18 protein-coding genes and 1 tRNA gene are annotated in these 23,237 nt (G+C 67.8%); 3 read left to right on the forward strand and 16 right to left on the reverse strand.

Annotated elements, in window-relative coordinates; genetic code table 11:
- Nucleotides 1–213 precede the first annotated feature (213 nt).
- Nucleotides 214–804 (forward strand): Uma2 family endonuclease, encoded by a 591-nt coding sequence (locus tag HC362_RS12870; RefSeq protein ID WP_243084074.1) that lies wholly within the window; start codon nt 214–216, stop codon nt 802–804.
- Between the two features lie 125 nt (nt 805–929).
- Nucleotides 930–1,880, forward strand: a complete 951-nt coding sequence (locus HC362_RS12875; RefSeq protein ID WP_243084075.1) for a nitronate monooxygenase family protein — start codon at nt 930–932, stop codon at nt 1,878–1,880.
- Nucleotides 1,881–1,977: 97 nt separating this feature from the next.
- Here HC362_RS12875 and panD read toward each other — a convergent pair whose 3' ends face one another.
- The 16 genes from panD to HC362_RS12955 form a co-directional block, all read right to left on the reverse strand.
- Nucleotides 1,978–2,403, reverse strand: a complete 426-nt coding sequence (panD, locus tag HC362_RS12880; RefSeq protein WP_243084076.1) for an aspartate 1-decarboxylase — start codon at nt 2,401–2,403, stop codon at nt 1,978–1,980.
- Nucleotides 2,404–2,569: 166 nt separating this feature from the next.
- Nucleotides 2,570–3,763, reverse strand: a complete 1,194-nt coding sequence (gene tuf, locus HC362_RS12885; RefSeq protein WP_209266990.1) for an elongation factor Tu — start codon at nt 3,761–3,763, stop codon at nt 2,570–2,572.
- Between the two features lie 254 nt (nt 3,764–4,017).
- Entirely contained in the window at nt 4,018–6,141 is a 2,124-nt protein-coding gene (gene fusA / locus HC362_RS12890; protein ID WP_243084077.1) for an elongation factor G, read from the reverse strand.
- Between the two features lie 39 nt (nt 6,142–6,180).
- Nucleotides 6,181–6,651, reverse strand: a complete 471-nt coding sequence (rpsG, locus tag HC362_RS12895) for a 30S ribosomal protein S7 (RefSeq protein WP_019354980.1) — start codon at nt 6,649–6,651, stop codon at nt 6,181–6,183.
- A 2-nt stretch (nt 6,652–6,653) separates the two neighbouring features.
- On the reverse strand, nt 6,654–7,025 hold the full coding sequence (rpsL, locus tag HC362_RS12900) for a 30S ribosomal protein S12 (protein ID WP_003948652.1): 372 nt from the start codon (nt 7,023–7,025) through the stop codon (nt 6,654–6,656).
- Nucleotides 7,026–7,465: 440 nt separating this feature from the next.
- Nucleotides 7,466–7,924: a DUF1707 and DUF4190 domain-containing protein gene (locus HC362_RS12905; protein ID WP_243084078.1), complete on the reverse strand. Its 459-nt coding sequence runs from the start codon at nt 7,922–7,924 to the stop codon at nt 7,466–7,468.
- A gap of 313 nt (nt 7,925–8,237) precedes the next feature.
- Nucleotides 8,238–12,137, reverse strand: a complete 3,900-nt coding sequence (locus HC362_RS12910; protein ID WP_243084079.1) for a DNA-directed RNA polymerase subunit beta' — start codon at nt 12,135–12,137, stop codon at nt 8,238–8,240.
- 95 nt (nt 12,138–12,232) lie between these two features.
- The gene (rpoB, locus tag HC362_RS12915; protein ID WP_209266993.1) at nt 12,233–15,715 is read right to left on the reverse strand and encodes a DNA-directed RNA polymerase subunit beta; all 3,483 of its coding nucleotides are present in this window, start codon (nt 15,713–15,715) and stop codon (nt 12,233–12,235) included.
- Between the two features lie 564 nt (nt 15,716–16,279).
- Nucleotides 16,280–16,669, reverse strand: coding sequence for a 50S ribosomal protein L7/L12 (rplL, locus tag HC362_RS12920; protein ID WP_209266994.1), 390 nt, complete (start codon nt 16,667–16,669; stop codon nt 16,280–16,282).
- Between the two features lie 134 nt (nt 16,670–16,803).
- Nucleotides 16,804–17,376, reverse strand: coding sequence for a 50S ribosomal protein L10 (gene rplJ, locus HC362_RS12925; RefSeq protein ID WP_209266995.1), 573 nt, complete (start codon nt 17,374–17,376; stop codon nt 16,804–16,806).
- A 368-nt stretch (nt 17,377–17,744) separates the two neighbouring features.
- Nucleotides 17,745–18,608 carry a hypothetical protein gene (locus HC362_RS12930; RefSeq protein ID WP_243084080.1) on the reverse strand — a complete coding sequence of 288 codons (864 nt, stop codon included), beginning with the start codon at nt 18,606–18,608 and terminating at the stop codon, nt 17,745–17,747.
- A 201-nt stretch (nt 18,609–18,809) separates the two neighbouring features.
- The gene (gene rplA / locus HC362_RS12935) at nt 18,810–19,532 is read right to left on the reverse strand and encodes a 50S ribosomal protein L1 (RefSeq protein ID WP_209266997.1); all 723 of its coding nucleotides are present in this window, start codon (nt 19,530–19,532) and stop codon (nt 18,810–18,812) included.
- A gap of 85 nt (nt 19,533–19,617) precedes the next feature.
- Nucleotides 19,618–20,052: a 50S ribosomal protein L11 gene (gene rplK / locus HC362_RS12940; RefSeq protein ID WP_209266998.1), complete on the reverse strand. Its 435-nt coding sequence runs from the start codon at nt 20,050–20,052 to the stop codon at nt 19,618–19,620.
- A gap of 184 nt (nt 20,053–20,236) precedes the next feature.
- Nucleotides 20,237–21,121, reverse strand: a complete 885-nt coding sequence (gene nusG / locus HC362_RS12945) for a transcription termination/antitermination protein NusG (RefSeq protein WP_243084081.1) — start codon at nt 21,119–21,121, stop codon at nt 20,237–20,239.
- A 73-nt stretch (nt 21,122–21,194) separates the two neighbouring features.
- On the reverse strand, nt 21,195–21,476 hold the full coding sequence (gene secE / locus HC362_RS12950) for a preprotein translocase subunit SecE (RefSeq protein WP_243084082.1): 282 nt from the start codon (nt 21,474–21,476) through the stop codon (nt 21,195–21,197).
- Between the two features lie 112 nt (nt 21,477–21,588).
- Nucleotides 21,589–21,661 (reverse strand) — tRNA-Trp (locus HC362_RS12955).
- A 247-nt stretch (nt 21,662–21,908) separates the two neighbouring features.
- On the opposite strand from HC362_RS12955, the gene HC362_RS12960 reads away from it, so the two are divergent.
- Nucleotides 21,909–23,147: a pyridoxal phosphate-dependent aminotransferase gene (locus tag HC362_RS12960; RefSeq protein ID WP_209267000.1), complete on the forward strand. Its 1,239-nt coding sequence runs from the start codon at nt 21,909–21,911 to the stop codon at nt 23,145–23,147.
- Nucleotides 23,148–23,237: the final 90 nt, after the last annotated feature.

Raw genomic sequence — 23,237 nt, forward strand, 5'->3', positions numbered from 1 at the left:
CCGCGCTGCTGCCACCGCCGCTGCCCGCCTCCCGGCCGTCAGGCCCCCGCCCGGACCCGCTCCAGGAGTGCCCCGACTGCGGGCGCCCCTTTCGTGCGCCCGCCCCCGGCCGCTGCCGGGAGTGCCGCGACGGGCCATGTGGAAGGGGCTCGCACGCGGCTAGCATGAGTGCCACTGACCTCCGGCGATCGCAGGCAGAAGGGAGCGCGCGCCGTGACGATCACCTCGCACCACTCGGAGCACGACGCCGTCCAGTACCAAGCGATGCGGGACATCGTCGAGCGCATACAGAGCAGCGTGCCCGGCAAGCTGGAGATCACGAGAGAAGGAATCGTTCACGACATGGTGTCGCCGGGGGGACCGCACGAGCTGACGGCGGCGCGTGTCAGCCGTCGCCTGGAGAAGGTGATGCCGGAGGGCTTGCTCGCCCATACCGGTACCCCTGACGTGGAGGACGCACAGCATCGCGTCGTCCGCCATCCCGACATCATCGTCATCGCCGAGGCCGATATGGAGGTCGAGGGGCCCTTCGATCCACGCAGCCTGGTCGCTGCCGTCGAGGTCGTCTCCCGGTCCAACCCGGACAACGACTGGACGGGCAAGATGCGGGACTATCCGCTGCTCGGAATCCCGGTGTACGTGGTCTTCGACCCGCGTACGGGCGAGGGAGCCGTTCTGTCGGACATCCACCCCACCCCGGCCGGCCCCCGTTACGCCACGCGCAAGGACTTCGTCTACGGCGAGGACATCACCATCGGCGAGTGGACCGTCTCCACCGACGGGCTCCCGCGCTACGCCCCCTGAACAGCAGGCGGGGCATCCGAAAGAGTGGTCCGGGCGGGCGGGGTCGCTCCAATGCGTCCCGGGTCACGGGGGTGGCGCCAGCATCGAGGGGTCGGCTCGGCCATGGACATCCGGGAGGTCCCACCATGCTCCGCACCCCCCTGTGCGAGACGCTCGGCATCGACGTACCGGTGATCGGCGCGCCGTTCGGGCCGTTCGAGGAGGTGGAGGTGGCGGCGGCGGTCTGCCGGGCAGGCGGGCTGGGATCTGTCGGCAGCGGAGGGCCGCTGCCGGCGCTCCGAGAGCAGTGGGCGCGGCTGCGGGAGCTGACCGACCGCCCCTTCGCGATCAACCACACCATGCGCCCCCTCGACGAGGAGGCGTTCCAGGCGACCATCGAGGAGCGGCCCGCCGCGATCTCCTTCCATATGAGCGTGCCCGCCGATCTGGTGGCCCGCGCGCACGAGGCCGGAATCCTCTGGGTCCAGCAGGTGCAGGACGTGCGGGAAGCCGAGCAGGCGGTCCGGGCCGAGGTGGACGTGATCGTCGCGCAGGGCGGCGAGGCGGGCGGGCACGGTGGGGACGTCAGCACGATGGTGCTGGTGCCGCAGGTGGTCGATGTGGCGGGTGACATTCCTGTCGTCGCCGCGGGCGGTATCGCCGACGGGCGCGGGCTGGCCGCCGCGCTGGCACTCGGCGCCCAGGGCGTCGTACTGGGCACCCGGCTGCTCGCCTCGGCGGAGATGAACATCAGCGAGGAGTGGAAGCAGCGGATCGTGGCGTCGGACGGACGGGACGCGGTCAAAGTGACCCAGCACGACCGCGTCCTGCCGCCGTTCTCCCAGCCGGGTTGCCACAGCGTGCCCCGCTCGCTGCGTACGCCCTTCCTCGACGAGCTGGAAGAGCACCCCGAACGTGTCGATCCGGCCACCGCCGGGCCCCAGCTGATGCAGGCCGCGCGCGAGGGACGCATCCACGCGTATCTGCCGATGGCCGGGCAGTCGGCAGGGCTCATCCATGACGTCCGGCCCGCGGCCGAGATCGTGCGGGAGGTCGTGGACGGCGCGGAGCGCATTCTCCGCGGGGAAGCCGCCTAGCTGTGTTGTTCGGGGTGGTGCTGTCCCCGGCGGTGGACCGCGGGCTGCGGGTGCGTTGTGGTCCTCGCGCAGTTCCCCGCGCCCCTTCGGGGCGGCCTCAGCCGCGCGCCACCGCGTGCGGCGGCCGCATCGAATTCCGTGAGCCCGGCACCGGCTCGCTCGCGTCGGCGCCCAGGGCCACGATGCGGTTGTCCGCGTCCACATGGACGACGCGGGGCTTCAGCTGGCGCGCCTCGGCCTCGTCCACCTGCGCATAGCTGATCAGGATCACCAGGTCCCCGGGGTGTACCAGATGGGCTGCGGCGCCATTGATGCCGAGGACGCCGCTGCCCCGTTCGCCCTCGATGACGTAGGTCTCCAGCCGGGCGCCGTTGGTGATGTCGACGATGTGGACCAGCTCGCCGGGCAGCAGATCGGCGGCGTCCATCAGCTCCGCGTCGATGGTCACGGAACCGACGTAGTGCAGGTCGGCCTGGGTGACCGTGGCTCGGTGGATCTTGGACTTGAACATGGTGCGCAGCACAGTTCACTCCGTATGGGAAAGAAGGGTCGCGCCCCCATCAGCCAGGGGTGCGCGCCGACCCGTCCATCGTACGAGCGCGGGCCGCGCAGACGAAGAGGGCCCGTACGGCATCACAGCCGTACGGGCCCTCCAAGCCGAGCCCCGCGAGGGGGTCAGCGCAGCCGGGTCACTTGACGATCTTGGTGACCTGGCCGGCGCCCACGGTCCGGCCACCCTCACGGATGGCGAACTTGAGGCCCTCTTCCATGGCGACGGGCTGGATGAGCTGGACGCTCATCTCGGTGTTGTCGCCCGGCATGACCATCTCGGTGCCCTCGGGGAGGGTCACCACGCCGGTCACGTCGGTGGTACGGAAGTAGAACTGCGGGCGGTAGTTGTTGAAGAACGGGGTGTGGCGGCCACCCTCGTCCTTCGACAGGATGTACGCCTGCGCCTCGAACTCCGTGTGCGGGGTGACCGAGCCCGGCTTGATGATGACCTGGCCGCGCTCGACGTCCTCGCGCTTGATACCGCGGAGCAGCAGACCGACGTTCTCACCGGCCTGGCCCTCGTCGAGGAGCTTGCGGAACATCTCGATACCGGTGACGGTGGTCGAGGTCTTGGTGTCCTTGATGCCGATGATGTCGACGGACTCGTTGACCTTGAGGGTACCGCGCTCGATACGGCCGGTGACGACCGTACCGCGACCGGTGATCGTGAAGACGTCCTCGATCGGCATGAGGAACGGCTTGTCGGTGTCGCGCTCCGGGGCCGGGATGGCCTCGTCGACAGCCTTCATCAGCTCGACGACCGACTGGCCCCACTTCTCGTCGCCCTCGAGGGCCTTGAGCGCGGAGACCTTGACGACCGGAACCTCGTCGCCCGGGAACTCGTACTCGGAGAGCAGCTCACGGACCTCGAGCTCGACGAGCTCCATGATCTCCTCGTCGTCCACCATGTCGGCCTTGTTCAGGGCGACGACGATGTACGGAACGCCGACCTGGCGGGCCAGGAGCACGTGCTCCTTGGTCTGCGGCATCGGACCGTCGGTGGCGGCGACCACGAGGATGGCACCGTCCATCTGAGCGGCACCGGTGATCATGTTCTTGATGTAGTCCGCGTGACCCGGGCAGTCAACGTGGGCGTAGTGACGGTTCTCCGTCTGGTACTCGACGTGCGCGATGGAGATGGTGATACCGCGCTGGCGCTCCTCGGGAGCCTTGTCGATGTTCTCGAACGCCGAAGCCTCGTTCAGGTCCGGGTACGCGTCGTGCAGCACCTTGGTGATCGCCGCGGTAAGAGTGGTCTTGCCGTGGTCGATGTGACCGATGGTGCCGATGTTGACGTGCGGCTTAGTCCGCTCGAACTTCGCCTTCGCCACTGGGGTCCTCCTGTGGACTGGTGCTGTACACCCTCCACATTTTGCGGAGGGGTTCAGGTGGTCGTACCGAACCGGTCAGGACCCCGAGGGGGACGCCCTTGACCTGTTCGCTTGGGTGGGCCGGCGGACGGGGCGCCCCCGGCACGGACCGTTCGGATGACCGAGCGATCTGTACCGGAGTGCCCCGAATGCCTTTTGCTCCAGCCTAAGGGGTGAGCACGGGTCTCATACTCGCCCCTGGGCGAGTGGATGGATTACTCGCCCTTGGCCTTCGCGATGATCTCCTCGGCGACGTTCTTGGGAACCTCGCCGTAGGAGTCGAACTGCATGGAGTACGTCGCACGACCGGAGGTCTTGCTGCGCAGGTCCCCGACGTAGCCGAACATCTCCGACAGCGGTACCAGGCCGGTGACGAGCTTCGCGTTACCGCGCTCCTCCATCGACTGGACCTGGCCGCGCCGCGAGTTGATGTCGCCGATCACGTCGCCCATGTAGTCCTCGGGCGTCGTCACCTCGACCTTCATCAGCGGCTCCAGCAGGGCCGGGCTCGCCCGCCGAGCGGCCTCCTTGAACGCCATGGAACCGGCGATCTTGAACGCCATCTCGGAGGAGTCGACGTCGTGGTAGGCACCGTCGAGCAGCGTCACGCGGACGCCGGTCAGCGGGTAGCCCGCCAGCACACCGAACTCCATGGCCTCCTGGCAGCCCGCGTCCACGGACGGGATGTACTCCCGCGGGATACGGCCACCGGTGACCTGGTTGACGAACTCGTAGCCGTCGCCCTCGAGCGGCTCGACGTCGATCTGCACCTTCGCGAACTGACCGGAACCACCGGTCTGCTTCTTGTGGGTGTAGTCGACCTTCTCGACCTTCTTGCGGAGCGACTCGCGGTAGGCCACCTGCGGCTTACCGACGTTGGCCTCGACCTTGAACTCGCGCTTCATGCGGTCGACCAGCACGTCCAGGTGCAGCTCGCCCATGCCCGCGATGATCGTCTGGCCGGTGTCCTCGTTGGTCTTGACCTGGAAGGACGGGTCCTCCTCGGCCAGCCGCTGGATCGCGACGCCCAGCTTCTCCTGGTCGCCCTTCGACTTCGGCTCGATGGCGACCTCGATGACCGGGGCCGGGAAGTCCATCGACTCCAGGATCACCGGGTTGCTCGCGTCGCAGAGGGTCTCACCGGTGGTGGTCTGCTTCAGACCCATGACGGCGACGATGTCGCCGGCACCCACCGACTCGATCTCCTCACGCTTGTTCGCGTGCATCCGGTAGATCTTGCCGATGCGCTCCTTGCGGCCCTTCACCGAGTTCAGCACCTGGGTGCCGGTGTGCAGGCGGCCGGAGTAGACGCGCAGGAAGGTCAGCTTGCCGAGGTGCGGGTCGCTGGCGATCTTGAACGCCAGCGCCGACATCGGCTCCTCCTCGGAGGGACGACGCTTGATGATCTCCTCGGCGTCCTTCGGGGACTGGCCCTCGATGGCCTCCACGTCCAGCGGGGAGGGCAGGTACCGCGCGATCGCGTCGAGCAGCGGCTGCACACCCTTGTTCTTGAACGCGGTGCCGCAGAAGACCGGCGTCACCGTCACGGCGCCCTCGCCACCGGTGGAGGCAAGGGTGACCCGGCGGATCGCCGCGATGAGCTGCTCCTCGGTGGGCTCCTGGCCCTCCAGGTACAGCTCCATCATCTCTTCGTCGTTCTCCGCGACGCCCTCGAGCAGCTTGCCGCGCCACTCCTCGGCCGCCTCGGCGTGGGTGTCCGGGATGTCGACGGTGTCGTACATCTCGCCCATCTTGGCCTCGGGCGACCAGACGAGGGCCTTCATCGACACCAGGTCGACGACGCCCTTGAAGTCCGCCTCGGTGCCGATCGGCAGCTGCATGACCAGCGGGATCGCGCCCAGGCGGTCGCTGATCATGTCGACGCAGCGGTGGAACTCGGCACCCGTGCGGTCGAGCTTGTTGACGAAGCAGATGCGCGGAACGCCGTAGCGGTCGGCCTGCCGCCAGACCGTCTCGGACTGCGGCTCCACACCGGCGACACCGTCGAACACCGTCACGGCACCGTCCAGGACGCGCAGCGCACGCTCCACCTCGACGGTGAAGTCGACGTGGCCCGGGGTGTCGATGATGTTGACGGTGTAGTCGACGCCGTTGAGCGGCCAGTGAGTGGTCGTCGCGGCGGACGTGATCGTGATGCCGCGCTCCTGCTCCTGCTCCATCCAGTCCATCGTGGCAGCGCCGTCGTGGACCTCACCGATCTTGTAGCTGCGACCGGTGTAGAAGAGGATCCGCTCGGTGGTCGTCGTCTTGCCCGCGTCGATGTGCGCCATGATCCCGATGTTGCGGACCTTGGCAAGGTCAAGTGAAGTGGTAGCCATAAGGCTTCAGTCTTCTCTCGGTCTCGATGGGGGTAGCGACTACCAGCGGTAGTGCGCGAAGGCCTTGTTGGACTCGGCCATCTTGTGCGTGTCCTCGCGCTTCTTCACGGCGGCGCCGAGCCCGTTGGAGGCATCGAGCAGCTCGTTCATCAGACGCTCGGTCATGGTCTTCTCGCGGCGGGCGCGGGAGTACCCCACGATCCAGCGCAGCGCGAGAGTGGAGGAACGGCCGGGGCGGACCTCGACCGGAACCTGGTAGGTGGCGCCACCGACACGGCGGGAGCGGACCTCAAGGGTGGGCTTGACGTTCTCCAGCGCACGCTTGAGGGTGATGACCGGGTCGTTGCCGGTCTTCTCGCGCAGCCCCTCCATGGCGCCGTAGACGATGCGCTCGGCGGTGGAGCGCTTGCCGTTCAGCAGCACCTTGTTGATGAGGGAGGTCACCAGAGGAGAGCCGTAGACCGGGTCGATGATGACCGGGCGCTTCGGGGCGGGGCCCTTACGAGGCATTCTTACTTCTCCTTCTTGGCGCCGTAGCGGCTGCGAGCCTGCTTGCGGTTCTTGACGCCCTGCGTGTCGAGGGAGCCGCGGATGATCTTGTAGCGAACACCCGGCAGGTCCTTCACACGGCCACCGCGCACGAGCACGATGGAGTGCTCCTGCAGGTTGTGACCCTCACCCGGAATGTAGGCGGTCACCTCGATCCCGCTGGTCAGGCGCACACGGGCGACCTTGCGCAGGGCCGAGTTCGGCTTCTTCGGGGTGGTCGTGAACACGCGCGTGCAGACGCCGCGGCGCTGGGGCGAACCCTCGAGTGCGGGCGTCTTGTTCTTCTCGACCTTGTCCTGCCGGCCCTTGCGGACCAGCTGCTGGATCGTAGGCACCGTTTCTCCGGTTTCTGTGTGCCAGTCTCGGTAAAGCTAACCTGGGCCACGCCCGACCCACGAGGTCGGGTGTGTCGAAGACTGCAGATCTCCGCACAGGGCGGAAGACTTCTCCATGGTGAGAAGCATGCAGATCCCGGCGTCTCAAGCTGCGCGCACCGTCACCGCGGCTGCGGACACCGCATCCGCGGGGGACAACAGCGCAGGGGACACCCCAGGCACAGGGATTGAGGGTACCTACCTCATCGGCTGGGGTCAAAACAAATGGACCGGCCACGATAGCGCCCCCGACCTGCGAGAAGGAAGCATCCTTCACGCCGCGGCCCACCCAGCCCCGTCAGGGGCGCGGGGAACTGTGCGCGCAACCACAAAGCACCCGCAGCCATGCAGCGCACCGCAAGGGGCAGCCCCTTCCCAGCGGCGCCGGCCATCAGGCCGTATCAGGCCGCGGCGACCAGGATCAGAATGAGGGCGAGGATTCCGCCGATCGCGAGCCACCCCAGCACCAGACCGGCCGTCGCCAGCCCGTCGCCCTGCTCCCCCGTCCGCCGGATCTCGGCCTTCGCCTTATGGCCGAGAATCACCGCCGGAATCGCCGTGAGCCCGTACATCGGCGTCAGCACCCCGCACACCAGCGCACCGACCGCCGACCCGTTGGTACGCGGCGGAGGCGCGGGCAGGAACGTGCGCGGCACCACCGGATACGCCGGCTGCGGCGCCGGCATCGGCACCGGACCCTGCGGCAGATCCGCGATGAGCATGTTCAGCTCCGCGTACGTCTGCGCCTGCGAGGCCCGCGCCAGCCGCTGCTCGTACTCCTCCTGACCCAGCCGTCCCTCGCTGAAGCCCGCCTTGAGCACGTCGATCGCCCGCTCGCGGTCCGTGTGCGAGGCGCGCATCCCACCGATCTGCGGCTGCAACTGGCCCTGGCCCTGTACCTGGCCCTGCCCCTGAACCGGCCCGGACCCCAGGCCCGGAACCGGGCTCGGGCCCGGACCAGGATTCGGGCTCGGAAAGCCGCCCTGCCCCTGCCCCGGGACACCCCCGGTGTTCCACGGTCCGTACGCCACCGGCCCCCACCTCCCAGCTCACTTGCCGTCACCCTCCATCATCCATGACGCGGGCCGTCTGTGACCGGTTCGCCCCCCTGCGAATACGACCGCGGGGCGGTCACCCGTACTGGGTGACCGCCCCGCGGCGCAGGTGAGGGACTCAGGCGTTGTAGGGGCCGTAGTCGTAGTCCTCCAGAGGGACAGCCTGCCCTGAACCGGTGCCGAAGGGCGAGTAGTCGATGTCGTCGTAGCCGACAGCCGAGTACATCGCGGCCTTCGCCTCCTCGGTGGGCTCGACCCGGATGTTGCGGTAGCGGGACAGGCCCGTACCGGCCGGGATGAGCTTACCGATGATGACGTTCTCCTTGAGGCCGATCAGGGAGTCCGACTTGGCGTTGATCGCCGCGTCGGTCAGGACCCTGGTCGTCTCCTGGAAGGACGCCGCCGACAGCCAGGACTCGGTGGCCAGCGAGGCCTTGGTGATGCCCATCAGCTGCGGACGGCCGGAGGCCGGGTGGCCGCCCTCCTGCACCACGCGCCGGTTCTCCGACTCGAACTTGGTGCGCTCCACCAGCTCGCCCGGCAGCAGCTCCGCGTCGCCGGACTCGATGATCGTCACACGGCGCAGCATCTGCCGGATGATGATCTCGATGTGCTTGTCGTGGATCGACACACCCTGCGAGTTGTAGACCTTCTGGACCTCGCCCACCAGGTGCACCTGGACCGCGCGCTGGCCGAGGATACGGAGCACGTCGTGCGGGTTCTCCGTACCGACGGTCAGCCGCTGGCCGACGGCGACGTGGTCGCCCTCGCCCACCAGCAGCCGGGCGCGCTTGGAGACGCTGTAGGAGGTCTCGTCCGAGCCGTCGTCGGGGGTGACGACGACCTTCTTGGTCTTCTCCGTCTCCTCGATACGGACCCGGCCGGCCGACTCGGAGATCGGCGCGACGCCCTTGGGCGTACGGGCCTCGAACAGCTCGACCACACGCGGCAGACCCTGGGTGATGTCGTCACCGGCCACACCACCGGTGTGGAAGGTACGCATCGTCAGCTGGGTGCCGGGCTCACCGATCGACTGCGCTGCGATGATGCCGACGGCCTCGCCGATGTCGACCAGCTTGCCGGTGGCCAGCGAGCGGCCGTAGCACATGGCGCAGGTGCCCACGTGCGACTCGCAGGTGAGGATCGACCGCGTCTTGACGGTCTCCACACCGTGCCGGACCAGCTCGTCGATGAGCACGTCGCCCAGGTCGGTACCGGCCGGGGCCAGCACCATGCCGTCGACGACGATGTCCTCGGCGAGGCAGCGCGCGTACACGCTGGTCTCGACGTCCTCGGCCTTGCGCAGCACGCCGTCCTCGCCCTTGGAGGCGATCGACAGCTTGAGGCCGCGGTCGGTGCCGCAGTCCTCCTCGCGGATGATCACGTCCTGCGAGACGTCGACCAGACGACGGGTGAGGTAACCCGAGTCCGCGGTACGCAGGGCTGTGTCGGCGAGACCCTTACGGGCACCGTGCGTGGAGATGAAGTACTCCAGCACGGAGAGACCCTCGCGGAACGACGCCTTGATGGGCCGCGGGATGGTCTCGTTCTTCGCGTTCGACACCAGACCACGCATACCGGCGATCTGACGCATCTGCATCATGTTCCCTCGGGCGCCCGAGTCCACCATCATGAAGATCGGGTTCGTCTTCGGGAAGTTCTCGTTCATCGCCTCGGAGACCTCGTTGGTCGCCTTGGTCCAAATGGCGATGAGCTCCTGCGTGCGCTCGTCCTTGGTGATCAGACCGCGCTCGTACTGCTTCTGGACCTTCTCGTCCTGCGCCTCGTAACCGGCGATGATCTCCGGCTTGGCGTCCGGGACGACGACGTCCGTGATCGCGATGGTCACACCCGAACGGGTCGCCCAGTAGTAACCGGCCGACTTCAGGTTGTCGAGCGCCGCGGCGACGACGACCTTGGGGTAGCGCTCGGCCAGGTCGTTGACGATCTGGGAGAGCTGCTTCTTGCCCACCGTGTAGTCGACGAACGGGTACTCCTCGGGCAGCAGCTCGTTGAAGAGCGCACGGCCCAGCGAGGTCCGCAGCCGGAACGGGTCACCGGGCTGCCACTCAGGCTCACCCTCCTCCGGCGCCGGCGGGGTCCAGCCCAGCGGCGGGGTGGTGCCGGCCGGGAACCGGATGTCGATCTTCGCCTGGAGCGACAGCTCCCCGGCGTCGAACGCCATGATCGCTTCCGCGGTGGAGTTGAACGAGCGGCCGTCGCCCTTGGTGACGCGCTGCTCCTCGTCCGTGGTGAGGAAGAACAGGCCCAGGACCATGTCCTGCGTCGGCATCGTCACCGGCCGGCCGTCGGCCGGCTTGAGGATGTTGTTCGAGGACAGCATCAGGATGCGGGCCTCGGCCTGCGCCTCAGCGGACAGCGGCAGGTGCACGGCCATCTGGTCACCGTCGAAGTCCGCGTTGAACGCGGTGCACACGAGCGGGTGGATCTGAATGGCCTTGCCCTCGACCAGCTGCGGCTCGAAGGCCTGGATACCGAGGCGGTGCAGCGTGGGCGCACGGTTCAGCAGAACCGGGTGCTCGGCGATGACCTCTTCCAGCACGTCGTAGACGACCGTGCGGCCGCGCTCGACCATCCGCTTGGCGCTCTTGATGTTCTGCGCGTGGTTGAGGTCCACCAGCCGCTTCATCACGAACGGCTTGAACAGCTCCAGCGCCATCGCCTTGGGCAGACCGCACTGGTGCAGCTTGAGCTGCGGGCCGACGACGATCACGGAACGGGCCGAGTAGTCGACGCGCTTACCCAGCAGGTTCTGCCGGAAGCGGCCCTGCTTGCCCTTGAGCATGTCGCTGAGGGACTTCAGCGGGCGGTTGCCGGGGCCGGTCACCGGACGGCCGCGACGGCCGTTGTCGAAGAGGGCGTCAACAGCCTCCTGAAGCATGCGCTTCTCGTTGTTGACGATGATCTCCGGGGCACCGAGGTCCAGGAGCCTCTTGAGACGGTTGTTGCGGTTGATGACCCGGCGGTACAGGTCGTTCAGGTCGGAGGTCGCGAAGCGGCCACCGTCCAGCTGCACCATCGGACGCAGGTCCGGCGGGATCACCGGCACGCAGTCCAGCACCATGCCCTTGGGGCTGTTGCTGGTCTGCAGGAACGCCGAGACGACCTTGAGCCGCTTCAGCGCACGGGTCTTCTTCTGGCCCTTGCCGGTGCGGATGACCTCGCGGAGCCGCTCCGCCTCCTCCTCCAGGTCGAAGGTCTCCAGGCGCTTCTGCAGGGCAGCGGCGCCCATGGAGCCGTCGAAGTAGGTCCCGAAGCGGTCGCGCAGCTCGCGGTAGAGCAGCTCGTCGCCCTCCAGGTCCTGCACCTTGAGGTTCTTGAAGCGGTTCCAGACCTCGTCCAGCCGGTCCAGCTCACGCTGGGCGCGGTCGCGGATCTGCTTCATCTCGCGCTCGGCGCCCTCGCGCACCTTGCGGCGCACATCCGCCTTGGCGCCCTCGGCCTCCAGCTCGGCCAGGTCGCTCTCCTGCTTCTTGGCGCGGGCTTCCAGGTCGGCGTCGCGGCGCTGCTCGATCTGCTGGCGCTCCACACCGACGTGCGCCTCCAGGGAGGGCAGGTCGCGGGTGCGGCGCTCCTCGTCGACGTACGTGATCATGTACGCCGCGAAGTAGATGACCTTCTCCAGGTCCTTGGGCGCCAGGTCGAGCAGGTAGCCCAGACGGGAGGGGACACCCTTGAAGTACCAGATGTGGGTCACGGGAGCGGCGAGCTCGATGTGGCCCATCCGCTCACGGCGCACCTTGGCGCGGGTCACCTCGACGCCGCAGCGCTCACAGATGATGCCCTTGAAGCGGACGCGCTTGTACTTGCCGCAGTAGCACTCCCAGTCCCGGGTCGGACCGAAGATCTTCTCGCAGAAGAGTCCGTCCTTCTCGGGCTTGAGGGTGCGGTAGTTGATGGTCTCCGGCTTCTTGACCTCGCCGTGCGACCACTGACGGATGTCGTCAGCGGTGGCAAGGCCGATTCGCAGTTCGTCGAAGAAGTTGACGTCGAGCACTCTCGTCAATCCCTCTCAGGGTCGTATGTCAATGGTCTGAACGGGTCGCGGGGCTGGCCGGGGCGGACGTGGGACGCTCGCCCCGGCCGACTCCGTCAGACCTCTTCGACGCTGCTCGGCTCGCGCCGGGACAGGTCGATTCCGAGCTCCTCCGCAGCGCGGAAGACGTCCTCGTCGGTGTCGCGCATCTCGATCGACATGCCGTCCGAGGACAGCACCTCGACGTTGAGACAGAGCGACTGCATCTCCTTGATCAGCACCTTGAAGGACTCGGGGATGCCCGGCTCGGGGATGTTCTCGCCCTTGACGATGGCCTCGTAGACCTTCACGCGGCCGGTGACGTCGTCGGACTTGATGGTGAGCAGCTCCTGCAGTGCGTACGCGGCGCCGTACGCCTCCAGGGCCCACACCTCCATCTCGCCGAAGCGCTGGCCACCGAACTGGGCCTTACCACCCAGCGGCTGCTGGGTGATCATGCTGTACGGGCCGGTCGAACGGGCGTGCAGCTTGTCGTCGACCAGGTGGTGCAGCTTGAGGATGTACATGTACCCGACCGAGATCGGGTCCGGGAACGGCTCGCCGGAGCGGCCGTCGAACAGCTTGGCCTTGCCGGAGGGCTGGACCATGCGGTCGCCGTCCCGGTTGGGCAGCGTGGCCTCGAACAGACCGGCGATCTCGTCCTCACGGGCACCGTCGAAGACCGGCGTGGCCACGTTGGTCTTCGGCGCCACGTCGTCCGCGCCGATCGCCTGCAGGCGCTGCATCCACTCCTCGGAGCCCTCGACCTTCCAGCCCTGGGAGGCCAGCCAGCCCAGGTGGATCTCCAGGACCTGGCCGGGGTTCATCCGGGAGGGGACACCCAGCGGGTTGAGGATCACGTCGACCGGGGTGCCGTCCTCCAGGAACGGCATGTCCTCGACCGGCAGGATCTTCGAGATGACGCCCTTGTTGCCGTGGCGGCCGGCGAGCTTGTCACCGTCGGTGATCTTGCGCTTCTGCGCGACGTAGACGCGCACCAGCTGGTTGACGCCCGGAGGCAGCTCGTCGCCCTCCTCGCGGTCGAAGACGCGGACGCCGATGACCTTGCCGGTCTCGCCGTGCGGCACCTTCAGCGAGGTGTCACGGACCTCACGCGCCTTCTCACCGAAGATCGCGCGCAGCAGCCGCTCCTCGGGGGTCAGCTCGGTCTCACCCTTCGGGGTGACCTTGCCGACGAGGATGTCGCCCGCCTCGACCTCGGCGCCGATGCGGATGATGCCGCGCTCGTCCAGGTCGGCCAGGACCTCCTCGGAGACGTTCGGGATGTCCCGGGTGATCTCCTCGGGGCCGAGCTTGGTGTCACGGGCGTCGACCTCGTGCTCCTCGATGTGGATCGAGGAGAGGACGTCGTCCTGCACCAGGCGCTGGGAGAGGATGATCGCGTCCTCGTAGTTGTAGCCCTCCCACGGCATGAAGGCCACGAGCAGGTTCTTGCCGAGCGCCATCTCACCTTCGTCGGTGGACGGACCGTCGGCCAGCACCTGGCCCTCGATGACGCGGGCGCCCTCGTCCACGAGCACCTTCTGGTTGAAGGAGGTGCCCTGGTTGGAGCGGGTGAACTTGGCGACGCGGTAGGTGGTGTACGTGCCGTCGTCGTTGGCCACCGTGATGTAGTCGGCGGAGACCTCCTGGACGACACCGTCCTTCTCGGCCTTGATGACGTCACCGGCGTCGACCGCGCAGCGGTACTCCATACCGGTGCCGACCAGCGGCGCCTCGGCCTTGATGAGCGGCACGGCCTGCCGCATCATGTTCGACCCCATCAGCGCGCGGTTGGCGTCGTCGTGCTCCAGGAACGGAATCATGGCCGTGGCCACCGACACCATCTGGCGCGGCGAGACGTCCATGTAGTCCACGTCGTCGCCCGGGATCAGGTCGACCTCGCCGCCACGGCGGCGGACCAGCACCCGGTCCTCGGCGAACCGCATCTCCTCGGTGAGGGGCGCGTTCGCCTGGGCGATCACGAAGCGGTCCTCCTCGTCGGCCGTGAGGTAGTGCACCTCGTCGGTGACGGTGCCGTCGACGACCTTGCGGTAGGGCGTCTCGACGAAGCCGAAGGGGTTCACCCGGCCGTAGGAGGCCAGCGAGCCGATCAGACCGATGTTCGGGCCTTCCGGCGTCTCGATCGGGCACATCCGGCCGTAGTGCGAGGGGTGCACGTCACGGACCTCGAAGCCGGCCCGCTCACGGCTCAGACCACCCGGGCCCAGCGCGTTGAGGCGGCGCTTGTGGGTGAGACCCGAGATCGGGTTCGTCTGGTCCATGAACTGGGACAGCTGGCTGGTGCCGAAGAACTCCTTGATGGAGGCGACGACCGGCCGGATGTTGATCAGCGTCTGCGGCGTGATCGCCTCGACGTCCTGCGTGGTCATCCGCTCGCGGACGACACGCTCCATACGCGCCAGACCGGTGCGCACCTGGTTCTGGATCAGCTCGCCGACGTTACGCAGGCGGCGGTTGCCGAAGTGGTCGATGTCGTCGGTCTCGATGACGATCGTGTCGCCCTCGGCGGAGGTCGACTCGGTCTCACCCGCGTGCAGCTTCACCAGGTACTTGATCGTGGCGATGATGTCGGCGTTGGTCAGCACGCCGGAGTCCAGAGGCTCGTTGCCGCCGAGCTTCTTGTTGATCTTGTACCGGCCGACCTTGGCGAGGTCGTAGCGCTTCGGGTTGAAGTAGAGGTTCTCCAGCAGCGTCTGCGCGGCCTCGCGCGTCGGCGGCTCGCCCGGACGCAGCTTGCGGTAGATGTCCAGCAGCGCGTCGTCCTGGCCCTGGGTGTGGTCCTTCTCCAGGGTGGCGCGCATCGACTCGTACTGGCCGAACTCCTCGAGGATCTGGTCGTTCGTCCAGCCGAGGGCCTTGAGCAGCACGGTCACGGACTGCTTGCGCTTGCGGTCGATACGGACACCGACCATGTCGCGCTTGTCGATCTCCATCTCCAGCCAGGCACCCCGGGAGGGGATGATCTTGGCGGAGTAGATGTCCTTGTCGGACGTCTTGTCGATGGAGCTGTCGAAGTAGACACCCGGCGAGCGGACGAGCTGCGTGACGACGACACGCTCGGTGCCGTTGATCACGAAGGTGCCCTTGTCGGTCATGAGCGGGAAGTCGCCCATGAAGACCGTCTGGGACTTGATCTCGCCGGTCTCGTTGTTGGTGAACTCGGCCGTGACGAAGAGCGGAGCCGCGTACGTGAAGTCGCGCTCCTTGCACTCGTCGATCGAGTTCTTGGGGGGCTCGAAGCGGTGATCGCGGAAGGTCAGCGACATCGACCCGGAGAAGTCCTCGATCGGGGAGATCTCCTCGAAGATCTCCTCCAGACCGGACTTGGTGGGGACGTCCTGTCCACTGTCCAGCGCGGCCTCGACGCGAGCCTTCCAGGCGTCGTTGCCGAGCAGCCAGTCAAAGCTCTCGGTCTGGAGCGCGAGAAGGTTCGGAACCTCGAGGGGCTCCTTGATCTTCGCAAAAGAGATACGCAGCGGGGCAGTGCTGGCGCCGTTGTTCGAATTGGCAGTCGAGGCAGTGCGCGAGGCGGCCAAGAGGGGGTCCTTCCGAGGGCTCGGACTCTCTACACGCATACCGGTGCCCCTGGTGACGGGCAGGGGGCAGCTAATAGGCAGCGCAAAGGGTCAGTGTAGCCACAAGGCCCACTGATGTCCAGAAAGGATTACGGGAAACCGGCTCACGCCCCGGTCTCCACCTCCTGCGATTGTTCTTCTCGTTTCCGCCCCCGTCCCCAGCGGCCTCGATACGCCGGGGAGGACGTGTGTGCTGCGGCCCGTCGTGTCTGCCGCAACCATTCCCGCTTCGTCGCCGATCCATGCCTCGGAGTTCGGATCGATGTGACGACGCGTCCCGAGAATTGCGCGCTGTGTGCCGTTCGTCAAGGCCCCCAGGAGCAACGAAGATCACCATACCCGCCGTCGCCCACTCAGGGCGCGACCGTCCAGCAACGGCGAAGGGCGACCACCCGTCTGGGTGATCGCCCTTCGCGGTACGGCTACCCGCGCGGGGTAGACGCGGTGCACCGCGATGACTCCGCGGCCCGGCGGCCCTGCGAGGAGGCCGCCGTACCGGGAGCCGAGTGACTCATCGAGTCAGGGTCACTTGACCTCGACCGAGGCGCCGGCGCCCTCGAGGGACTCCTTGGCCTTGTCGGCGGCGTCCTTGGCGACCTTCTCGAGGACCGGCTTCGGGGTGCCGTCCACGAGCTCCTTGGCCTCCTTCAGACCCAGCGAGGTCAGCTCACGCACGACCTTGATGACCTGGATCTTCTTGTCGCCGGCGCCGGTCAGGATGACGTCGAACTCGTCCTGCTCGGGCTCGGCCTCGGCGGCGGCAGCGCCGCCACCCGGGGCTGCGACGACGGCGGCGGCCGGGGCGGCGGCCTCGACGTCGAACTTCTCCTCGAACTTCTTCACGAAGTCCGACAGCTCGATGAGGGTCATCTCCTCGAACTGGGCAAGCAGTTCGTCCTGGCTGAGCTTCGCCATGGTTGTGGTCCTTCCACTTCAGTCGGCTGGTGCCGGATCAATATGTCGGCGGGCTTACGGCCCGCTGTGACCGAGTACGGTCGGTTGCCGGTCGCGATCGGTCACCCGCTGTGACGGGCGACCGGAGACGGCTGTTACTCGGACTCGGTCTCGGCGGGAGCCGTGGTGTCGGCACCGCCCTGCTCTTCGACCTTGCTGCGAAGCGCGTCCGCGGTGCGGACGAACTTCGAGAGCGGGGCCTGGAAGGTCGCCGCGGCCTTGGCCATGGACGCCTTCATGCCACCGGCCAGCTTGGCGAGCAGCACCTCACGGGACTCGAGGTCCGCGAGCTTCTTGAGGTCGTCGGCGCCGTACAGCGCGCCGTCGACGATGCCGCCCTTGATCACGAGGGCGGGGTTCTCCTTGGCGAAGTCACGAAGACCCTTCGCCGCCTCGACCGGGTCACCGGTCACGAAGGCGACAGCCGAGGAGCCCGTCAGGAACTCGTCGAGCTCGTTGATCCCGGCCTCCTTGGCCGCGATCTTGGTCAGCGTGTTCTTCACCACTCGGTACTGAGCGTTGTCACCGAGCGCACGGCGCAGCTCCTTGAGCTGGGCCACGGAGAGTCCGGTGTACGCGGTGACCACAGCGGCGTTCGAGCCACGGAACTTGTCCGTGATCTCGTTGACGGCTGCGATCTTGTCGGGAGCGATCTGGTCCCTCGCCATGGGCCTCGGCCTCCTTCCGGGTGATGAGGACCGCTCGGAAGGGGCGAACACAACAAACGCCCCAGCGCAGGCGCATGGGGCGTGGACTCGACCGGAGTGCTTGCGGCGCCCCGGGAGTTCTTCCTCATTCACCTGCGCGGGTCGTCCGCAGCGAGCGGATCCTTCGGCCGTCGGCGCTCTGTGTGCGCACGACGACGACCAGCGGTCTTTGGCTTCGTAAGGAGATTACGCGAAGGGGCCCGGGACCGGCAAATCCGGTCCGGGCCCCTGGAGCCTGTGCGGCTGCAACGCGGCTGTGCGACTACCCGGGTGCGCGGGTGCGCGCTGTAAGGCGCCTGCGTGGCTCGCGGCGCGCCCGCGCGGCCGGCTCAGCTGAGGCTGTTGCCACCCATCGCGGCAGCCGCGTCCGTCGTCTCCCCGGCGGGCGGGGCCTCAACCGTCACCGTGGTGCCGTAGTCGGTGTAGAAGTTGGTGGCGTCCACGCTCGTCGCGCCGTCGGTGCTCTTGGCCACCTCGCGCTTCTTGACCAGCAGGTCGTCCTGATCGATCCACAGATCGATCTTCTCCTTCTTCAGACCCTGCTGCTTGAACTGCTGCTCCAGCGCCTGCAGGTCGCTCTCGGAGAGGTCCTTGGACTGCATCCGGGTCAGCTCGGAGACGGATATCGTGCCCGAGTAGTGCGTGGTCTTCTTGCCGCGGACCGTCTCGGTGCCGAGCGCCTTGACCTTGCCCGAGGCCAGGACCAGCTGGACCGAGCGCGCCGGGTTGTTGTTCTGCATCTGGTCCTTGAGCATGGCGCCCGAGGCGCCGCCCTTCTCGGCCAGCGTGTCGTAGTCGTACTTCATCCACTTCTTGCCGCCGGGGGCACCGGTGGCGGGCGCGACGTACATCGCGTCGGGCAGGTAGATCGCCTTCGCCTGACCGCCCGCGCCCATGGTGAGGTCGGCCTGGCCCTTCATACCGCCACCGGACCAGTCGAAGGCGCCCTTCATGCTGGTGTTCATGGTGCGGCCCTGGGCCGTCTGCTTGTTGACGCCCTCGACCTTGGCGGAGTTCTGGTTGTCCGTGGCCGTCGACGCCTTCTTCAGGGCCGCGAGGGCGCTCTGGACGGGCGAGTCGCCGCCCTTGGCGCTGTCGTCGCCACCGCCCCCCGACTTCTCGCTGCCGCACGCCGTCAGGCCCGCCATCAGCGCGATGCCCGCCGCAGCCGCGGCCAACCTGGTCTTCCGCATGGGACTCCCCCTCGTTATGGGCGGGCCCACCCTGGGCCCCCGTGTTTTACCGGCACCTTATGCAACGTCGTAGACGACGCAACCACTGGGAGGGGTTCCCGGGCGGTAGCGGCGAAACCCAGGTACGGAAACGGCGAAGGCCGGTGCCCACCCCGTGCGGGGCGGGCACCGGCCTTCGGGCGCCTGCGGGCCGGTCGCGGATCAGGCCGCGGCCGGGTCCTCCTCGACCAGGAGGTTGCGGGTGCGGTTCGGGTCGACCGGGATGCCGGGGCCCATGGTGGTGGTGAAGGAGGCCTTCTTGATGTACCGGCCCTTCGCCGCCGCGGGCTTCAGCCTGGTGATCTCCTCAAGGGCCGCGGCGTAGTTCTCGACGAGCTGCTGCTCGTCGAAGGACGCCTTGCCGATGATGAAGTGCAGGTTGGCGTGCTTGTCGACGCGGAACTCGATCTTGCCGCCCTTGATGTCGCCGACGGCCTTGGCGACATCGGGGGTGACGGTGCCGGTCTTCGGGTTCGGCATCAGACCACGCGGACCGAGCACCCGGCCGAGGCGGCCGACCTTGCCCATCAGGTCCGGGGTGGCGACGACGGCGTCGAAGTCGAGACGGCCGCCGGCGACCTCCTCGATGAGTTCGTCGGAGCCGACGATGTCGGCCCCAGCGGCCTCCGCCGCCGCAGCACGGTCGCCGGTCGCGAAGACCAGGACCCGGGCGGTCTTACCGGTGCCGTGCGGGAGGTTGACGGTGCCGCGGACCATCTGGTCGGCCTTGCGCGGGTCGACGCCCAGGCGCATGGCGACCTCGACGGTCGCGTCGAAGTTCTTCGTGGAGGTCTCCTTGGCGAGGCGGACGGCCTCCAGGGGCGCGTACTGACGCGTCCTGTCGATCTTCGAGTCCGCTTCGCGGAGAGTCTTGCTGCGCTTCACTGCTGCTCCTGATGGTGTGGAGTCGTGGTGCGGGCCAGCGCTTGGCCCTGCCACGGGGATGGGGTCAGATGCCGGTGCCGGGGGCTCAGCCCTCGACGGTCACACCCATGGAACGGGCGGTACCGGCGATGATCTTCTCCGCCTGGTCCAGGTCGTTCGCGTTGAGGTCGGGCATCTTGGTCGTGGCGATCTCGCGCACCTGGTCGCGAGTGATCTTGGCGACCTTGGTGCTGTGCGGGGTGCCGGAGCCCTTCTCCACACCCGCGGCCTTGAGGATCATCTTCGAGGCCGGCGGCGTCTTGGTGATGAAGGTGAAGGAGCGGTCCTCGTAGACCGTGATCTCCACCGGGATCACCCAGCCACGCTGCGACTCGGTCGCGGCGTTGTACGCCTTGCAGAACTCCATGATGTTGACGCCGTGCTGACCCAGCGCCGGACCGACCGGCGGAGCCGGGTTGGCGGCGCCGGCCTGGATCTGGAGCTTGATCAGCCCCGCGACCTTCTTCTTCTTGGGAGGCATGTTCTCTCCGGGTCCTGGTGAGTTGCGACTCCCCCACCCTTCACCCGGGCGGAGGCATACCGCACAACGATAGCCCGTACCGTTCCGCGGCTTGAAACCGAGCAGGTCAGGAAGGGCGCGAGCGCCTTCCTGACCTGACCGGAAGCTGTTGTACCGCCCCTGGGCTCCCGCCGGGGCCGGTGAGTCAGTTCTTCTGGATCTGGTCGAAGCTCAGCTCGACCGGGGTCTCGCGGCCGAAGATCTCGACAAGGCCCTTGACCTTCTTCGAGTCGGCGTTGATCTCGTTGATGGTCGCCTGGAGGGTGGCGAACGGGCCGTCGGTGACGGTGACCGAGTCGCCGACCTCGAAGTCGAGCACCTGGACCTCGACCTTGCGGCCTGGACCGCCCGCGGGCTTGCCCTCCTCGTCGGCCGCTGCGGCCTTGGCGGCCTTCTCCTCGGCCTCCGGCGCGAGCATCTTGACGATCTCGTCGAGGGTCAGCGGGTACGGGTCGTAGGCGTTGCCGACGAAGCCGGTGACGCCGGGGGTGTTGCGGACGACGCCCCACGACTCGTTGGTCAGGTCCATCCGGACCAGCACATAGCCGGGCAGCTTGTTCTGGCGCACGGTGCGGCGGTCGCCGTTCTTGATCTGGACGACCTCCTCCTGCGGCACCTCGGCCTGGAAGATGAAGTCCTCGACGTTGAGCGAGACGGCGCGCTGCTCCAGGTTGGTCTTCACGCGGTTCTCGTAGCCGGCGTAGGTGTGGATCACGTACCACTCGCCGGGCAGGTGGCGCAGCTCGTCGCGGAGCTGGGCGACGGGGTCGACCTGCTCCTCCTCGGCTTCCGCAGCCTCCTCGGCCTCGGCAGCCTCGGCCTCGTCGGTCTCCTCGTCCGAGGCGTCGGAGGGGGCCGTGGCCTCGGCCTCGTCCTCCTCGCGGACGGCGGCCTCCTCGGCGGGCTCACCGGCAGCGCTCTCGGCGGCTTCCGCCCGGTCGACGCTGCTGTCCGCTGCCTCGACGATGTCGCGCGCCGTGTCGTCGCCCTCCGCGGGCTCGACGGCATCGTTCATGTTCGGCTCAGACACGGTGGCTGCTTCTTCCTGGCTTCAAGGGGTCGAACACGCGGAAAGCCCCGCGGAGGGGGCTCTTCGCGGAGGGTCAGCCGAAGACGTGTTTCATGACTTCGGTCAGCCCATAGTCAATCACGAACACCAAAGCGATGATGATGATGACAAAGACGATCACCACGCTCGTGTACGTGGAGAGCTGCTGCCGCGTCGGCCAGACGACCTTCCGGAGCTCCGCGATGATCTGGCGGTAGAAAAGCGCGAGCCGGGCCGCCGGCCCCTTCTTCGCCCGCTTTCCGCCCTTGCGGGGCTTCTTGCCTTCGGACGACCCTCCGGGCTCGGGGACCTCGGTGGTATCCGTGATCTCCGTCACTCGTCCTCACCTGATCCGGGTCGTTGCCCTGCGGCGTCCGGCCCGGCCGCACGGCGGTGCAATTCAGTGCATTCTACGTACGCAAGCACACACCTCGGCGACGTGTGTGTAGCAGGGCCGGAGGGACTCGAACCCCCAACCGCTGGTTTTGGAGACCAGTGCTCTACCAATTGAGCTACGACCCTTTGTGTCTCCCTCAACCTACCGCATCCACGCGGTCGCATGGAGTGCGCTCCACGTGCAGACGGTGAGTGACGGTTGAAGGCCAACGACGTGAGAGTGTACGTGCTCTGCGGCCGGGCGTCGAACAGGATGTGCCGCTGTCGCCCTCCTCGGCCGTGTTGCCCACGTGCCGCCGTTGTGCCGCCGATGTGATCCAGCCGCCGCCGAACCCCGGTGCCCCGCCGCCGCCCGGTCTGGGAACATGCCTGTATGAGCGCAGCGACTCCCCCTGCACAGTCCCCGTCCGAGCGACGTCTTTCGGCCCGTATCAGCGCGATCTCCGAGTCCGCGACGCTGGCCGTGGACGCCAAGGCAAAGGCGCTGAAGGCCGCCGGCCGACCGGTGATCGGCTTCGGCGCCGGCGAACCCGACTTCCCGACGCCCGACTACATCGTCGAGGCGGCCGTGAACGCGGCGCGCGACCCGAAGAACCACCGCTACTCCCCCGCCGGCGGACTCCCCGAACTGAAGTCCGCGCTGGCCGACAAGACGCTCCGCGACTCCGGTTACGAGATCGACGCGTCCCAGGTGCTGGTCACCAACGGCGGCAAGCAGGCCATCTACGAGGCGTTCGCCGCGCTGCTCGACCCGGGCGACGAGGTCATCGTGCCCGCTCCGTACTGGACCACCTACCCCGAGTCCATCCGGCTCGCGGGCGGCGTCCCGGTCGAGGTCACCGCTGACGAGACGACCGGCTACCGGGTCTCGGTCGACCAGCTGGAGGCAGCCCGCACCGAGAAGACGAAGGTGCTGCTGTTCGTCTCGCCCTCCAACCCGACCGGCGCCGTCTACCCGCGCGAGCAGGTCGAGGAGATCGGCCGCTGGGCGGTCGAGCACGGGCTGTGGGTGCTCACCGACGAGATCTACGAGCACCTGGTCTACGGCGACGCGCAGTTCACCTCGCTGCCGGCGATCGTGCCCGAGCTGCGCGACAAGTGCGTGGTCGTCAACGGCGTGGCCAAGACGTACGCCATGACGGGCTGGCGCGTGGGCTGGCTGATCGGCCCCAAGGACGTGATCAAGGCCGCGACCAACCTGCAGTCGCACGCCACCTCCAACGTCAGCAACGTCTCGCAGGCCGCCGCGCTGGCCGCCGTCTCCGGCGACCTGGACGCCGTCTCCGCGATGCGCGAGGCATTCGACCGGCGCCGCCGCACCATCGTGCGGATGCTGAACGAGATCGACGGCGTGCTGTGCCCTGAGCCCGAGGGCGCGTTCTACGCCTACCCGTCGGTCAAGGCGCTGCTCGGCAAGGAGATCCGCGGCAAGCGGCCCGCAACCACCGTCGAGCTGGCCGCGCTGATCCTGGAGGAGGTCGAGGTCGCGGTCGTACCGGGTGAAGCCTTCGGCACCCCCGGCTACCTGCGGCTCTCCTACGCACTGGGCGACGAGGATCTGGTGGAGGGCGTCTCGCGGATCCAGAAGCTGCTGGCCGAGGCCCAGGACTGAGACAGCTGAGACCATTGAGACAGCCGTCTCCTGCTGAGACAGCGGTCTCCTGCGGCGGGCCCGGGGCGGATGCCCCGGGCCCGCTCGCGT

It is taken from the genome of Streptomyces sp. 891-h (assembly GCF_022760275.1).
Lineage (GTDB): Bacteria > Actinomycetota > Actinomycetes > Streptomycetales > Streptomycetaceae > Streptomyces > Streptomyces spirodelae.

Bases quoted from the DNA above. Each gene is read 5' to 3' on its own strand.
- rpsG (WP_019354980.1), bottom strand. From the start codon at position 6,651: ATGCCTCGTAAGGGCCCCGCCCCGAAGCGCCCGGTCATCATCGACCCG.
- rplJ (WP_209266995.1), bottom strand. From the start codon at position 17,376: ATGGCGAGGGACCAGATCGCTCCCGACAAGATCGCAGCCGTCAACGAG.
- fusA (WP_243084077.1), bottom strand. From the start codon at position 6,141: ATGGCTACCACTTCACTTGACCTTGCCAAGGTCCGCAACATCGGGATC.
- HC362_RS12875 (WP_243084075.1), top strand. From the start codon at position 930: ATGCTCCGCACCCCCCTGTGCGAGACGCTCGGCATCGACGTACCGGTG.
- rplL (WP_209266994.1), bottom strand. From the start codon at position 16,669: ATGGCGAAGCTCAGCCAGGACGAACTGCTTGCCCAGTTCGAGGAGATG.
- rplK (WP_209266998.1), bottom strand. From the start codon at position 20,052: ATGCCTCCCAAGAAGAAGAAGGTCGCGGGGCTGATCAAGCTCCAGATC.
- HC362_RS12930 (WP_243084080.1), bottom strand. From the start codon at position 18,608: ATGCGGAAGACCAGGTTGGCCGCGGCTGCGGCGGGCATCGCGCTGATG.
- HC362_RS12960 (WP_209267000.1), top strand. From the start codon at position 21,909: ATGAGCGCAGCGACTCCCCCTGCACAGTCCCCGTCCGAGCGACGTCTT.
- HC362_RS12905 (WP_243084078.1), bottom strand. From the start codon at position 7,924: ATGCGCGCCTCGCACACGGACCGCGAGCGGGCGATCGACGTGCTCAAG.